Consider the following 14,811-nt stretch of genomic DNA (forward strand, 5'->3'; position numbering starts at 1 on the left):
TATTGGTATTGATAAACTGAAAGGAAGATATGTTTAATAGAACATAGAAAATACGTTAGGAAACCGCGCTAATAATTCAGCATAAAAGGAGGTGGTTAATACCATATGGGAAATCAAATGGACGGCAATGATGACAATGTGATCCTTTTCCCAGGTTTGGTGGATCGGCTTGTGGAAAAAGGTATGTCCTCACTAAAGGAAAAAAAGTACTATGAGGCACTAGGATACTTTCAGCAATCCATTGAGTTGGAAAGTACACAACCTCAGGCTCGATACGGCCTTGTAATTACGAATATTGAACTTAACCGTTTAGATGAAGCGAAAAAACATTGTGAGTCAATGCTACATGAGGGAATTGGGCAATATTATGAGGTATTACAAGTATATGTTTCCTTACTCGTTCAACTTGGCGATTATCAGGAAGTGGAAACTATTCTTGAGACGGTTATTTCGGAGGAAAAACTCCCTCCAAAGATGGCGGAATCCTTTTATCAATTGTTAGAGTTTGCAAGACAGATGACTTCTTCACAACCCATGGAAGAACTTGATGAGGATATCGAAGAAAGTAATATTGAAATTCTCGCAAAAAAAGAAGAGTGGATCCGCTTGTTAGAGAGGGGAAAGCCTGATCAACAGTGGGGAGCGATTCAAAAGTTAAAGCAAATTAATACAGATGAAGTGCAGAGAGCATATGAAGATTTTTTAAAGGGAAAAGAGAACAATCCAGTACTAAAAAGCTATTTATTACAAATATTAAAGGAATTAGATGTAAAGGGATCGTTTGAAGTACATAAATTTGGTAAGACTTTTAATGTAGAGATTGACAACTTAGAAGATGTTTTCCATGAAAGGTTTGGATCAAGTGTCGTGAACCAACTAGAGGGAGAACTTGGCCAAGAAAGTCCATCGTTATTCGAAATGGTGCAGCAAATATGGTGGCATTATTTATTTGCTCTATATCCTAAATCGCCGGAACCATTAGATGCTTCTGTCTGGGCTGCAGCACTCCATATTATGGGGGTTCTCTTAATGGACGATGATGACATGGAGGAACGTGACTTGCCTGCAAGATATGGTGTCTCCACAGAACAGGTGAATCTTGCAGTCAAACATATGAAGGAGATAGAATCCCACTTGTTTATGATTCAGGAAGACTATACATAATGATTGATAGAAATAATTGAAAAGAAACCGTCGTGTGTTATAATGTAAGGGTTGCAAAAAATAGCAGATAATAAAAGAATTATTTTTTAAGTGTTGGAGGGAAAGTATACATGAGTGCAAAATGGGAAAAACAAGAAGGTAATTCCGGCGTTCTTACGGTAGAAGTTGATAAAGAACGTGTGGATAATGCATTAGATGAAGCGTTTAAGAAAGTTGTAAAAAAGGTTAACGTTCCAGGATTCCGTAAAGGGAAAATTCCTCGTCCGATGTTTGAACAACGTTTCGGTGTGGAATCCCTGTACCAAGATGCATTAGATATTTTATTACCGCAAGCTTACTCAGAAGCTATTCAAGAGTCTGGTATTGAGCCAGTGGATCGTCCTGACATTGATATTGACCAAATGGAAAAAGGAAAGAACTTGATTTTTAAGGCTACTGTAACTGTGAAACCAGAAGTTAAACTGGGGGATTACAAAGGCTTAGAGGTGGAAGAGAAAGATACAAAGGTTACAGACGAAGATGTGGATGCAGAATTAAAGCAGATGCAGGAACGCCATGCAGAACTTGTTGCTGTGGAAGACGGTCAAGTGGAAACTGGTGATACGGTAGTTATGGATTTCGAAGGTTTTGTAGAAGGGGAAGCGTTTGAAGGCGGAAAAGCAGAGAATTATTCCCTTGAAATTGGATCTGGTCAATTTATTCCAGGTTTTGAAGACCAGTTAGTAGGAGTTAAAACTGGTGAAGATTTGGAAGTGAATGTGGAATTTCCTGCGGAATATCATTCCGAAGAACTTGCAGGTAAACCAGCTCTATTTAAAGTGAAAATTCATGATATTAAACGGAAAAATCTTCCTGATTTAGATGATGAATTCGCTAAAGATGTTAACGAAGAAGTGGAGTCACTAGAAGCTTTGAAAGAAGATATCCGACAAAAAATTCAAACAGGTAAAGAACAAGAAGCGGATACAAGTTTACGTGACACTTTAGTAGAAAAAGCGGCAGAAAATGCTGAAATCGATGTACCAAGTGCAATGGTTGAATCAGAAACTGACCGTATGTTACAAGAATTTGGGCAACGTCTTCAATCACAAGGTATGTCCCTCGATATGTACTATCAATTCTCACAAACAGATGAAGAGGGAATGAAAGCTCAATTCCATGATGATGCAGAGAAACGGGTTCGAGTTAACCTTACTTTAGAGGCAATTGCAGAAGCAGAAAACTTGGAAGTTACTGATGAAGAAGCGGATAAAGAAATTGATCAAATGGCAGAAACATATCAACGTTCTTCTGATGAAATTAGACAAATTCTTACAATGCAAGGTGGCGTAGATACGCTAAAGAACGACTTAAAAGTACGTAAAGCAATTGATTTATTGGTTGCAGAAGCAAAAACGGTGAAGTAATCCCAAAAGATAAAAGGCAAGGCATGTTCACATGCCTTGCCTTATACATAATAATTTTTCTGTGAAAATTATTTATCTCACCGAAAAATGAACGACAATTCTTTTACATAGGAAAATGTTAAAAAAATTGTGCGTATGGTTATAAAACAACGATTATTTTTATACCATACAATAAATGTCTTTTACAAAAGGTAAGAATGTATAAGTTTTGGCACCTTCGGGCAAGTTGTCTAGCTCCACCGCCTACTTGCTACGGGGCACTTCGGAAGTGACAACCGAAGTCAAAGAGCGGACTTCTAGCTACTTCTTCGAATTCGCTGTCCAACGAGCGTTTACTTCGCGAATATGCTTCGAGTTGCCTCGACGGATACTCTTCAGAGCGATGCTTGTAGAGGAAGAGGCACTGCCCTACGCTCGTGTTCATAGGCTATACGTTACGTCTCGATGCTTTCTGATTGACAGAGTTCTTATGATAAGATATTCTGATGTAACATAACTTGACGGGGTAACTGGGAATTTTTCCAGAATAATGCAACTTAATCGTAAGCGTTTCTATTTCAGGTAATTTAATTATTTGTGGTACAATTCAACTAAGAGGGGGATTATCGATTGAAAAATTCGTTAATAGCCACTTCTATTGAAAACGATTATTGAGTAAAATAGCTTATTGCAACGTACAATGTAAACATACGATAAAACTTCATGTAAATTCAATTTATATTAGAATGTAAGTTGTTCTGTTTAAATCATTGTGTAAGGGGTGAACGAAATGTTTAAATTTAATGAAGAAAAAGGACAGTTAAAATGTTCCTTTTGTGGTAAAACACAGGATCAGGTAAGAAAATTAGTTGCCGGTCCAGGCGTCTATATATGTGATGAATGTATTGAATTATGTACGGAAATCGTGGAAGAGGAACTTGGTGGCGAAGAAGAAGTGGAGATGGAAGATATTCCAAAACCACAAGAAATTCGTGAGATTCTAAATGACTATGTTATCGGTCAGGATCAGGCAAAGAAAACTTTATCTGTAGCAGTTTACAATCATTATAAACGTGTAAATTCCACGAAGAAGAACGACGAAGTGGAACTTGCAAAAAGTAATATTTGTTTAATTGGACCAACGGGTAGTGGTAAAACATTACTAGCGCAAACTTTAGCACGTATTCTCAATGTTCCTTTTGCTATTGCGGACGCAACGTCGTTAACAGAGGCTGGTTATGTTGGGGAAGATGTGGAAAACATTCTCTTGAAATTAATTCAAGCTGCTGATTACGATGTGGAAAAGGCAGAGCGTGGTATTATCTACATTGATGAAATTGATAAAGTTGCCCGTAAATCAGAGAATCCATCCATCACTCGGGATGTTTCCGGTGAAGGTGTTCAACAAGCATTGTTAAAAATTCTTGAGGGTACAACTGCAAGTGTTCCACCCCAAGGGGGGCGTAAGCATCCACATCAGGAATTTATTCAAATTGACACAACAAACGTTTTATTTGTCTGTGGTGGTGCTTTCGATGGGATTGAACAGATTATCAAACGGCGACTCGGTAAAAAGGTTATTGGATTTGGTTCCGAAACAGCAGCAGAGGATTTAAAGGAAGGTCAATATTTATCAAAAATTCTTCCAGAGGATTTACTAAGGTATGGCTTAATTCCAGAATTCATTGGCCGATTACCGGTTATTTCAAGTTTGGAACCTTTGGACGAAGAAGCTTTAGTGGAAATACTGACAAAACCAAAAAATGCTTTAGTAAAACAATATCAAAAACTTCTTGAATTGGATGAAGTGGAATTGGAATTTTCCGATGAAGCCCTCCGTGAGGTTGCTAAACAGGCGATTGAGCGTAAAACAGGAGCACGTGGCCTTAGGTCTATAATTGAAAGTATTATGTTAGACGTCATGTATGAGTTACCATCCAGAGAAGATATTGCTAAATGTAAAATCACTGGTGAAACAGTTAAGGATCAAAAACGTCCCGTATTGGAATCTGCAGATGGCACAGTAGTTTCTGATGATGAACAAAGGGATTCCAAAGAAAGTGCATAAATGATTTTATTTTATCAACCTCCGGATATTTTCCGGAGGTTTTTTTGAATGATAAGAATATATAAGATTCGGCACTTGCGCTTTTCTTTTTCTAGCTCCAGCGCTTTTCTAATAAATCATTTATTTCCAATGCTACACAAAGCATGTAAATTCTTCCCTCTTGATGTTTTAAGATTATCCATCTTTGTTAAGGAAATACTAATCAGCACAATCGATATTTGGATAGGAGGGCGTTACGATGAATTTAACAGGGGTTGCCTTTATTATTCAACTCTTTTTTGGAATTGTCATCGGACTTTATTTTTGGAACATGTTAAGAAGCCAACGGACTCAAAAGGTGTCTGTGGATAAAGAATCCAAAAAAGAATTGGAACAATTGAGACGCATGAGGGCGATACGATTAAGTGAACCTCTTTCTGAAAAAATCAGACCGAAATCCTTTGACGATATCGTTGGTCAAAAAGATGGGATTCGTTCCTTACAAGCAGCACTTTGTGGACCTAATCCACAGCATGTCATTATTTATGGACCTCCAGGAGTAGGGAAAACGGCAGCAGCGAGGTTAGTATTAGAAGAAGGGAAAAGGAATCCTTCCTCCCCGTTTAAACAGAACTCTGTATTTGTGGAATTAGATGGAGCGACGGCAAGATTTGATGAAAGGGGTATCGCAGATCCACTCATTGGTTCTGTTCATGATCCAATCTATCAAGGTGCAGGGGCCATGGGGCAGGCAGGTATACCCCAGCCAAAACATGGTGCAGTAACGAAAGCACATGGTGGAATTTTGTTTATTGATGAAATAGGAGAGCTTCATTCTATACAATTAAATAAGTTATTAAAAGTATTAGAAGACCGGAAAGTATTTTTAGAAAGTGCCTATTACAGCGAAGAGAATACTCAAATCCCAGAGCATATTCATGATATTTTTAAAAATGGTCTTCCGGCAGATTTCCGATTAATCAGTGCAACCACAAGGTCACCAGAAGAGATACCTCCAGCAATTCGTTCCCGTTGTATGGAAGTTTATTTTAGACCTTTAACCCCATCAGAGATACAAATAGTGGCTAAAAAAGCGGTAGAAAAAATAGGAATTGTTGTGGATGATGGAGTATATGATCTTACTGCAAGATATGCTTCCAATGGGAGGGAGGCTGTTAATATCATCCAGATTGCTGCGGGAATGGCTACCGGTGAAGGCAGAGATCATATTTCAGTACGAGACGTGGAGTGGGTTATCCATTCTAGTCAACGGGCACCAAGACCGGAAAAGCAAATTCATAAGGAAGATAAGATCGGTTTTGTAAACGGTTTAGGAGTATATGGTCCAAATATGGGTGCAATCTTAGATATAGAAGTAACTGTTATTGAAAACAAGGGAAAGGGTACCATAAATATAACCGGAATTGCGGAAGAAGAAAGTACAGGAAATCAAATGAAACAAGTAAAAAGAAAAAGTATGGCGAAAGGATCTGTGGAAAATGTATTAACTGTTTTAAGGAATATGGGGGAGGAAACGTTTGATTTTGAAATCCACGTGAACTTTCCTGGGGGAATTCCAGTTGACGGACCATCTGCTGGTATATCCATCGCCACAGCCATCTATTCTGCCATACACAAGCTACCTGTATCCCATTCTGTAGCCATGACTGGTGAGCTAGGTATCCATGGGCACGTAAAACCTATCGGAGGAGTCGTGGCAAAAGTAGAAGCGGCAAAGCAAGCAGGAGCAACAGATGTTATCATCCCTAAAGGAAATTTGCAATCCATTCTCCATGAATATGAAGGGGTAAGGATTCACGCAGTGGAAACTCTTGATGAGGTTCTTAAATTAGCTTTAGTAAATGAAGCGAAGTTTGAGGAAGCAGAGCAGGGAACTTTACCTGCAGTATCTTCATTTGCTCTAGGGCAATCAGGGGTCTAATACATGTTAGACCCTTTTCCCTTGAGGGTAAACCCATTTTTAGACGATAAGTTCATCTTGTCATTCTAATCGACTTCCGCAATATTACACTTATTGTCTAAATAATGACGGTTTCCCCTTTTCTGTCCATTGTTAGACAAAGTTGGTACAATAGGATAAAATTGAAAAGACTTAAGCGGGTCAAGGTTTTTACGAGAATGTGACTGAAACGTATGTAGTTATGTGCGGTTTCATTAAACCTTGTGCAAGGAATTTGGGCAAAGGCAATTTTATTAAATTATACTGGTTAGGGAAAGGTGGAGGTGTATACATATGAGTGAAAATACTCAACGAAAACTCCCTTTACTGCCACTAAGAGGATTACTTGTCTATCCAACGATGGTACTCCATCTGGATGTGGGGCGAGATAAGTCAGTCCAAGCACTAGAACGTGCAATGGTAGAGGAACATGAGATCTTTCTTGCTACACAAAAGGAAATATCCATTGATGAACCAGGAGAATCTGATATTTACTCAGTTGGAACTTTAGCGAAGGTCAATCAAATGTTAAAGCTTCCAAATGGTACGATTCGTGTTTTAGTAGAAGGTTTACAACGTGGAAAGATTAAGTCCTTTGAAGACAAGGATGAGTTTTTTGAAGTGGAAGTAGAACTTCTTGAAGAACGGCAGGAAGCATCTGTTGAAGAACAGGCACTTATGCGTAATGTCTTAGACCAATTTGAACAATATATTCATATATCAAAAAAAATCTCCCACGAAACTTTTGCATCTGTATCAGATATCATTGAACCTGGACGGTTAGCAGATATTATTTCGTCCCATTTACCATTGAAGATTATCCAGAAACAAGAGGTTCTTGAAACCATTTCTTTAGAAGACCGTCTGACGAAAGTGTTGCAAATTTTAAGTAATGAAAAAGAAGTATTAGGTCTGGAAAAGAAAATTGGTCAAAGGGTCAAAAAATCAATGGAAAAGACTCAAAAAGAATACTACCTTCGTGAACAAATGAAGGCTATTCAAAAGGAATTGGGCGATAAGGAAGGTAAAGAAGGGGAAATTGAGGAGTTACGAAAAAAAATTGCAGCAGCAGATATGCCTGAATCGGTAGAAGAGAAGTGTTTGAAAGAACTGGCGCGATATGAAAAGATGCCTGCGACATCAGCAGAAAGCTCTGTCATTCGTAATTATGTGGACTGGTTAATTCAAGTCCCATGGAAAAAAGAGACGGTTGATCTACTTGATATCCATAGATCCCAAAAAATATTGGATGAAGATCACTATGGACTGGAAAAAGTGAAAGAACGGGTATTGGAATACTTAGCTGTCCAACAATTAACGAAAGAGTTAAAAGGACCGATTCTCTGCTTAGCAGGACCTCCGGGAGTTGGGAAGACTTCCTTGGCCAGATCCATATCCCGCTCCTTAGGGAGAAACTTTGTACGGATGTCCCTTGGAGGAGTTCGCGATGAAGCGGAGATCCGCGGTCACCGGCGAACATATGTGGGAGCAATGCCAGGGCGGGTAATTCAGGGAATGAAAAAAGCAGGTACTGTTAACCCCGTCTTTTTATTGGACGAGATAGATAAAATGGCGAGTGATTTCCGTGGTGATCCTTCCTCTGCCATGTTAGAAGTACTAGATCCAGAACAAAATAACAGCTTCAGTGATCATTTCATAGAAGAACCATATGATCTTTCGAAGGTGATGTTTGTTACAACAGCAAATAATATTGGGGCAATTCCCCCTCCATTAATGGACCGTATGGAAGTCATCCATATTGCCGGTTATACAGAAGTGGAGAAGTTACAAATTGCGAAAGAATATCTCCTTCCAAAACAGGTGAAGGAACATGGCCTTACGAAAGGGAAACTACAAGTCAAAGATGATGCAATCCTTAAAGTAGTCAGGTATTATACCAGAGAAGCAGGAGTTCGGAACCTCGAACGCCAAATGGCTACCATTTGCAGAAAGGCTGCAAAAATCATTGTATCCGAAGAAAAAAAGCGTGTCATTGTTACGGAGAAAACGATCGAAGAGTTATTAGGAAAGACAAGATTCCGTTATGGTAAAGCAGAGGCAGAGGATCAAGTAGGTGCAGCAACAGGTCTCGCTTACACAACTGCTGGTGGTGATACGCTGACCATAGAGGTTTCCCTTTCCCCAGGAAAAGGGAAGCTAATATTAACTGGTAAATTAGGGGATGTCATGAAAGAATCTGCACAAGCTGCATTCAGTTATATCCGGTCAAAATCCGAAGAACTATCAATTGACCCTAGTTTTCATGAGAAAAATGATATTCATGTCCATGTACCTGAAGGAGCCGTTCCAAAGGATGGTCCTTCCGCTGGGATAACGATGGCTACAGCCTTAATATCCGCATTGACGGGTCAACCAGTTCGGAAAGAAGTAGGGATGACGGGAGAGATTACCTTAAGGGGGCGAGTTCTTCCAATTGGAGGACTGAAGGAAAAATCAATGAGTGCCCATCGCGCGGGGTTAACACATATTATCATTCCGAAAGATAATGAGAAGGATTTAGAAGATATTCCTGCCAGTGTAAGGGAAGATCTTACCTTTATCCCAGTATCCCACTTAGATGAAGTACTTAAGGAAGCGTTAGTGGTGAAAAATAATGAAAATAAATAGTGCAGAGATTATAATTAGTGCGGCAAAACCAAATCAGTTTCCTGCGGGTCCCTTCCCTGAAGTGGCCCTTTCAGGGCGTTCTAATGTGGGGAAATCTTCCTTTATCAACACTGTCCTTGCCCGTAAAAACTTGGCGAGAACTTCCCAAAGACCAGGGAAAACACAAACACTTAATTTCTACTTTATTAATGAGCAGTTTCATTTTGTAGATGTTCCTGGATATGGCTATGCTAAAGTTTCCAAGTCGGAGAGGGAGGCCTGGGGTAAAGTAATGGAAGTGTACTTTCAGGAGCGGGAACAATTAAAGGGAGTTGTTCAATTAATCGATATCCGTCACAAACCGACGGAGGACGATACGATGATGTATGAATGGTTGAAATATCATGAATTGCCTGTCCTGATTATTGCAACGAAAGCAGATAAAATACCAAAGGGAAAATACGACAAGCACATAAAAATTATTAAGGAAGAGCTAAAAATGGAACCAAATGATAAGATCGTTGTTTTTTCTTCAGAAACTGGGTATGGAAAAGAAAAAGCATGGAAAGAAATGGAATCCCTTTTATTTCATTAAACTCAACATCCAATGACTGAAGTCACCTTGGTTCTTGCATATTTCCTAAATCACCATCTATAAAAGCTTTAAAGGAGATCTTTTGCTCCTTTAAAGTTTTTTTTAATTCTTTTTGTCTATGAAAAAGAATAGCTTATAAGACATATAGATAATTTGACAGTATTGTGAATAAACAGTTGAATTTCATGTCGAAGTTTACCTATTTCAAGTATTTGTTAGAAAGGTAGAGATATTGTAAGAATCTATATTGTAATTACATAGGAGTCATCATAGCGTTGCCCAATTCATGTGGAACAAGTTTATTTTCGTTTGAAATGGAAAAATAAGCTTTGTTATGATAACAACGGACTACTTTTTAGAAAATTCTGAACTATTAATTAAATTTAATAAATAGATTTGTTTAGAAATTTAATAGTTCCTGTAGTTGTGTTGTGAACTTTTGAGATTGAAATCTCAAAGTTTATATAAAAAAAGGGGGAATGTAAAATGAATCGTCTTTTTAAAACATTTTTACCCATTTTGTTGCTCATGGTTCTTTTGTTAGCAGCTTGTGGGGATGATGATGCAGGTGGAGATGGAATTACTTTGGAGGAAGGAAAGTTTGTTTTCGCTTTATCTGGTGAGTACCGACCATTTAGCTATATTAATGAGGATGGTGAGTTGGTCGGTTTTGATGTGGATATCGGAATGGCTATTGCAGAGGAAATGGGATTAGAAGGAGAACCATACCAAATTACGTGGAACTCTATTATTCCCGGACTTCAAGATAACAGATACGATGCAATTATCGGTAGTATGGGAATTACAGAGGAAAGGATGGAAACAGTAGATTTTTCCGATCCATATTATTTCTCTGGTGCACAACTATATGTTCGCGGAGACAGTGGCATTGGAAGTATAAACGATGTGGATGATAGTACTGAGGTTGCTGTAGCAGAAGGGACTACATATCACACGATGATACAAGATCATACAACAAATATTGCCACTTATGATTCTGATGTTGTTGCACTTCAAGCACTGGCACAAGGGAGACATGATGCTGTCGTAACAGATCGTCTCGTTGGCCTTATTAACATTGAAGAACAGGGATTCGATATTGAAATGGTTGGGGAACTTATTGACACAGAAAGAATCGCCATTGCAATCCGTCAAAATGAAGAGGATTTACTAGCTGCTATTAACGATGCCCTTGCAACAATCAGAGAAAGTGGAGTATATGAAGAAATTAACGCCAGGTACTTTGATGAAAATATAGGAGAAGAGTAATAGAGTAAACGCAAAAAAGATTAAAGAAGGACTAAATGTGCACTTTTTAGTGCACATTTTTCCCACTTATGTGAGGTGAAGCGATTGATACTCGGAGGTCTTTTTAGTTTCCAAACATTCTTATCAGAGTTAATTAGAACATATCCGTTATTTTTAAAAGGTGCACAGTTAACGATCCAGATTACGGTAACAGCCGTAGCGATAGGGATGGTACTAGGAATTATTGTTGCGTTATTTAAGCTTGCCAATCCAGTTTCTAGAAGGATTGCTGACTTTTACATTACTCTAATTCGCGGAACACCATTAATTGCTCAAATTTTTATTCTCTATTTTGGATTTTCTGGAATTTTCATGTTGTCTACTTTTTGGGCTGTTTCCCTTGCTCTAGCGATACACAACTCCGCATACATTGCAGAGATCTTTCGCGGAGCAATTCAATCTATCGATAAAGGACAACGGGAGGCGGGAAGATCATTGGGGATGACACCAGGGTTGACGATGCGAAGAATTATTATGCCCCAGGCAATGAGACGTGCCGTACCACCACTTGGAAACCAATTTATTATTGCCCTAAAAGATTCATCACTGGCAGCATTTGTCTCCGCAGGGGAATTATTCCGAACAGCCCAAGGACAAGTATCTGCCACTTTTCATACGATGGAAATATATATCATTGTGGCAATCTACTATTTACTATTAGTAATGATATTAACGTGGATTGTAAACAAGGTCGAGTATCGCTTGTCAGTGAGTGAAAGGTAGGTGTCTAAATGAAAGAGATGATCCGGGTTGAGAAATTAAATAAATCATTCGGCGATCTCCATGTTTTAAAAGATATAGATTTAACAGTAAATGAAAGTGATGTGGTTTGTCTGATCGGCGCCAGTGGATCAGGAAAAAGTACCGTATTAAGGTGTTTAAACTTTTTGGAAATAAAAGATGAAGGAAAAATAATCTTTGATGGTGAACAGATTGAACCGAAAACTCATGATTTAAATAAAATTCGTCAGAAGGTGGGAATGGTATTTCAACATTTCAACCTATTTCCCCACATGACCGTATTAGAGAATGTCATCGAAGCCCCAATTATGGTTAAAAAAATGGGAAAGGAAGAAGCGATCAAGGAAGGAAAAGCCTTACTGGATAAGGTCGGACTAAGTGATAAGTATGATGTTTATCCTTCTAAACTTTCCGGTGGACAAAAACAACGGGTTGCTATTGCAAGGGCATTAGCAATGAAACCGGAAATTATGCTCTTTGATGAACCAACTTCTGCCTTAGACCCGGAATTAGTAGGAGAAGTTCTAGAAACAATGAAGACCTTAGCAAAGGAAGGAATGACCATGATTGTAGTAACCCACGAAATGGGTTTTGCAAAAGAAGTGGCCGATTATACGATTTACATGCATGAAGGAAAAATTGTGGAAGTGGGACCATCTGTTGAATTCTTTGAAAACCCTAAAGAAGAAAGAACAAAGGAATTTCTGAGTAAAGTATTATAAAAGTATAGAAATAAAATTCAAAAAATATAAAAAAAATCATTGCAACAGCAATGATTTTTTTTGTTGAAATACAATAAGCATTTTAGGTTGTAAAAATTTTTTAAAATGGTATCATAGTGACGGTTGGATAAGTTACCTTTTCCGAAAAAATATAAAATATACACCAATAACAATAAAAAGGATTGGCCAAATTAAATCGAATCCTGAGAACACTGTTTTTATCCAGTTGGATAACACATGATTATAAAAGGCAAATGCAGAGATAACCAATAAAATGAGTGCTGGAGTTAATCCTTCTCTCTTATTAACAAAATACTTCATGAAGAAGGCTACACTTACGATAAGGGTGAAATATCCCCAATAATATGACCAATAACCGAAAGTATGGACACCATGAAAAAATACACCTAGCCCTAATAGGACCATCCCAGAGAACATTTTATTATCATCTCGGTTGGAGAATCCTTGAAAGGCGAGAACAATTCCTATGAAAAAAAGAATCGATGGCCAAGCAAAAAGAACATGTGCGAACGGAATTCCAATATCTAATTGCTGAAGTAAAAAATAAAGACCAATAGTAATTAGAATAATTCCTGCAAACATACTATTATTTTTCAAAAATGCTCACTCCTTTTTTTCCATAAATCTTACTAACATTTTCCTTATTGGTTACAATAAAACAATATAGTAAATGATGCGAAAAGGGAACCAATAATTTGTATTTTTTTTTTGACACAAAATGTTCACATTTACTGCAGAGCATATTTAATGCGGGCTAGATTAGAAATGTTATAATGAAGTTTGAGTTATTTATATTTATTCTAATAATATGTAAAGAACCTATATATTTAGATAATTGTGGAGAAAGTAATGGGGGTGAAGGAATGCACATCCTGGTCGTCAGTTTGAACTATAAAACAACACCAGTAGAAATTCGAGAAAAATTTACCTTTCAAGAGGATATGGATCGTGCGTTGACAAAGCTCCGAAAGTCGAAGAGCATTTTGGAGTGTGTAATCGTTTCTACCTGTAATCGAACGGAACTGTATGTTGTCGCAGATCAATTGCATACTGGCCGATACTATACAAAAGTTTTCTTGTCGGAATGGTTTGATATTCCAAAAGAGGAATTCACACCATTTCTGCAAATTCGTGAAGACGAACACGCCATTGAACATTTATTCCGTGTCTCCTGTGGATTGGATTCCATGGTATTAGGGGAAACTCAAATTTTAGGACAAGTACGCGAAGGGTTTGTAGAAGCACAACGCCAAGGGACAACAGGTACTATTTTTAATCATTTGTTTAAACAAGCTGTAACAATAGCAAAGCGTGCCCACTCTGAAACTTCAATTGGTGAGAATGCTGTTTCTGTAAGTTATGCAGCGGTGGAATTAGGAAAGAAGATTTTCGGAGATTTTCAGGACAAAAAAGTGTTGATTTTAGGTGCAGGGAAAATGAGTGAGTTAACCGCTAAGAATCTTTCAGCTAATGGAATTAATGATATTACAGTGATGAATAGGACGAAGAATAAAGCGGTCGAGCTTGCAAAAAAGTTTTCTGGTTCCGCAAAAGGAATGGAAGAGATTGAGAATTCTCTTCTGACAACAGATATTCTCATTAGCTCGACGGGGTCAAAGGGATATGTTGTATCCAAACCAATCGTGGAAAAGTTAATTAAAAAACGTAAGGGACGTCCCCTGTTCTTAGTAGATATTGCTGTTCCAAGGGACATTGATCCACTGTTATCTGAAATAGAAAATGTCTATTTATATGATATTGATGATTTAGAAGGAATTGTAGCCGCAAATCTTGAAGAGCGTAAACAAGAGGCAGAAAAGATTGAACTAATGATCGAGGAAGAATTAATTCATTTTAGTCATTGGCTTGATACATTAGGTGTAGTGCCCGTCATTTCTGCTTTACGTAATAAAGCTATGACCGTACAAAGAGAGACAATGGATAGCCTTGAAAGGAAACTTTCAAACTTGTCTGATCGAGAAAAGAAAGTGATCCGTAAACATATGAAGAGTATTGTTAATCAATTATTACGTGACCCCATTTCTGCCGTAAAGGAATTGCCGGAGGAAAAAAACTCAACGGAACTTTTAGACTTTATCACAAAGGTTTTTGCTCTAGAAGAGCAATTACAGGAACAAGAAAAACTGCCTTCCTGTGAGATTCAAATAAATAAAGATGAACGTAAGTGGAGTATGGAAAAACGTAAAGCAAAATTAGCAGATCGAAAAGAGGCTTTTGCCCGCTCTGTTTAAGAGAGGGGA

At 38.0% G+C, this 14,811-nt stretch carries 11 protein-coding genes; 10 read left to right on the plus strand and 1 reads right to left on the minus strand.

All coding sequences use genetic code 11. From position 1 onward, the window contains the following. Nucleotides 1-105 precede the first annotated feature (105 nt). The 9 genes from KS419_RS04375 (at nucleotide 106) to KS419_RS04415 (ending at nucleotide 12,529) form a co-directional block, all read left to right on the plus strand. A complete protein-coding gene (locus KS419_RS04375) occupies nucleotides 106-1,164 on the plus strand; it encodes a tetratricopeptide repeat protein (RefSeq protein ID WP_217064859.1) in 1,059 nt (352 codons plus the stop codon). A gap of 110 nt (nucleotides 1,165-1,274) precedes the next feature. Beyond that, nucleotides 1,275-2,570: a trigger factor gene (gene tig / locus KS419_RS04380; RefSeq protein WP_217064860.1), complete on the plus strand. Its 1,296-nt coding sequence runs from the start codon at nucleotides 1,275-1,277 to the stop codon at nucleotides 2,568-2,570. Nucleotides 2,571-3,339: 769 nt separating this feature from the next. After that, nucleotides 3,340-4,617, plus strand: coding sequence for an ATP-dependent protease ATP-binding subunit ClpX (clpX, locus tag KS419_RS04385; protein ID WP_217064861.1), 1,278 nt, complete (start codon nucleotides 3,340-3,342; stop codon nucleotides 4,615-4,617). A 238-nt stretch (nucleotides 4,618-4,855) separates the two neighbouring features. Beyond that, nucleotides 4,856-6,538 carry an ATP-dependent protease LonB gene (gene lonB / locus KS419_RS04390; RefSeq protein ID WP_217064862.1) on the plus strand — a complete coding sequence of 561 codons (1,683 nt, stop codon included), beginning with the start codon at nucleotides 4,856-4,858 and terminating at the stop codon, nucleotides 6,536-6,538. 312 nt (nucleotides 6,539-6,850) lie between these two features. Beyond that, nucleotides 6,851-9,184, plus strand: a complete 2,334-nt coding sequence (gene lon / locus KS419_RS04395) for an endopeptidase La (protein WP_217064863.1) — start codon at nucleotides 6,851-6,853, stop codon at nucleotides 9,182-9,184. Then, nucleotides 9,171-9,758, plus strand: a complete 588-nt coding sequence (gene yihA / locus KS419_RS04400; RefSeq protein WP_217064864.1) for a ribosome biogenesis GTP-binding protein YihA/YsxC — start codon at nucleotides 9,171-9,173, stop codon at nucleotides 9,756-9,758. Before lon ends, yihA begins: the two co-directional genes overlap by 14 nt. A 486-nt stretch (nucleotides 9,759-10,244) precedes the next feature. Then, nucleotides 10,245-11,027: a transporter substrate-binding domain-containing protein gene (locus KS419_RS04405; protein ID WP_217064865.1), complete on the plus strand. Its 783-nt coding sequence runs from the start codon at nucleotides 10,245-10,247 to the stop codon at nucleotides 11,025-11,027. Nucleotides 11,028-11,111: 84 nt separating this feature from the next. After that, on the plus strand, nucleotides 11,112-11,789 hold the full coding sequence (locus KS419_RS04410) for an amino acid ABC transporter permease (RefSeq protein WP_246593654.1): 678 nt from the start codon (nucleotides 11,112-11,114) through the stop codon (nucleotides 11,787-11,789). Between the two features lie 8 nt (nucleotides 11,790-11,797). Then, nucleotides 11,798-12,529, plus strand: a complete 732-nt coding sequence (locus KS419_RS04415) for an amino acid ABC transporter ATP-binding protein (protein WP_281419768.1) — start codon at nucleotides 11,798-11,800, stop codon at nucleotides 12,527-12,529. 132 nt (nucleotides 12,530-12,661) lie between these two features. On the opposite strand, the gene KS419_RS04420 is transcribed toward KS419_RS04415, so the two are convergent. Next, the gene (locus KS419_RS04420) at nucleotides 12,662-13,147 is read right to left on the minus strand and encodes a LiaI-LiaF-like domain-containing protein (RefSeq protein WP_217064866.1); all 486 of its coding nucleotides are present in this window, start codon (nucleotides 13,145-13,147) and stop codon (nucleotides 12,662-12,664) included. A 266-nt stretch (nucleotides 13,148-13,413) separates the two neighbouring features. Here KS419_RS04420 and hemA point away from each other — a divergent pair, with 266 nt between their 5' ends. After that, nucleotides 13,414-14,802 carry a glutamyl-tRNA reductase gene (gene hemA / locus KS419_RS04425; RefSeq protein ID WP_217064867.1) on the plus strand — a complete coding sequence of 463 codons (1,389 nt, stop codon included), beginning with the start codon at nucleotides 13,414-13,416 and terminating at the stop codon, nucleotides 14,800-14,802. The last annotated feature ends 9 nt before the right edge of the window (nucleotides 14,803-14,811 follow it).

The organism is Evansella tamaricis (assembly GCF_019042215.1).
Lineage (GTDB): Bacteria > Bacillota > Bacilli > Bacillales > Salisediminibacteriaceae > Evansella > Evansella tamaricis.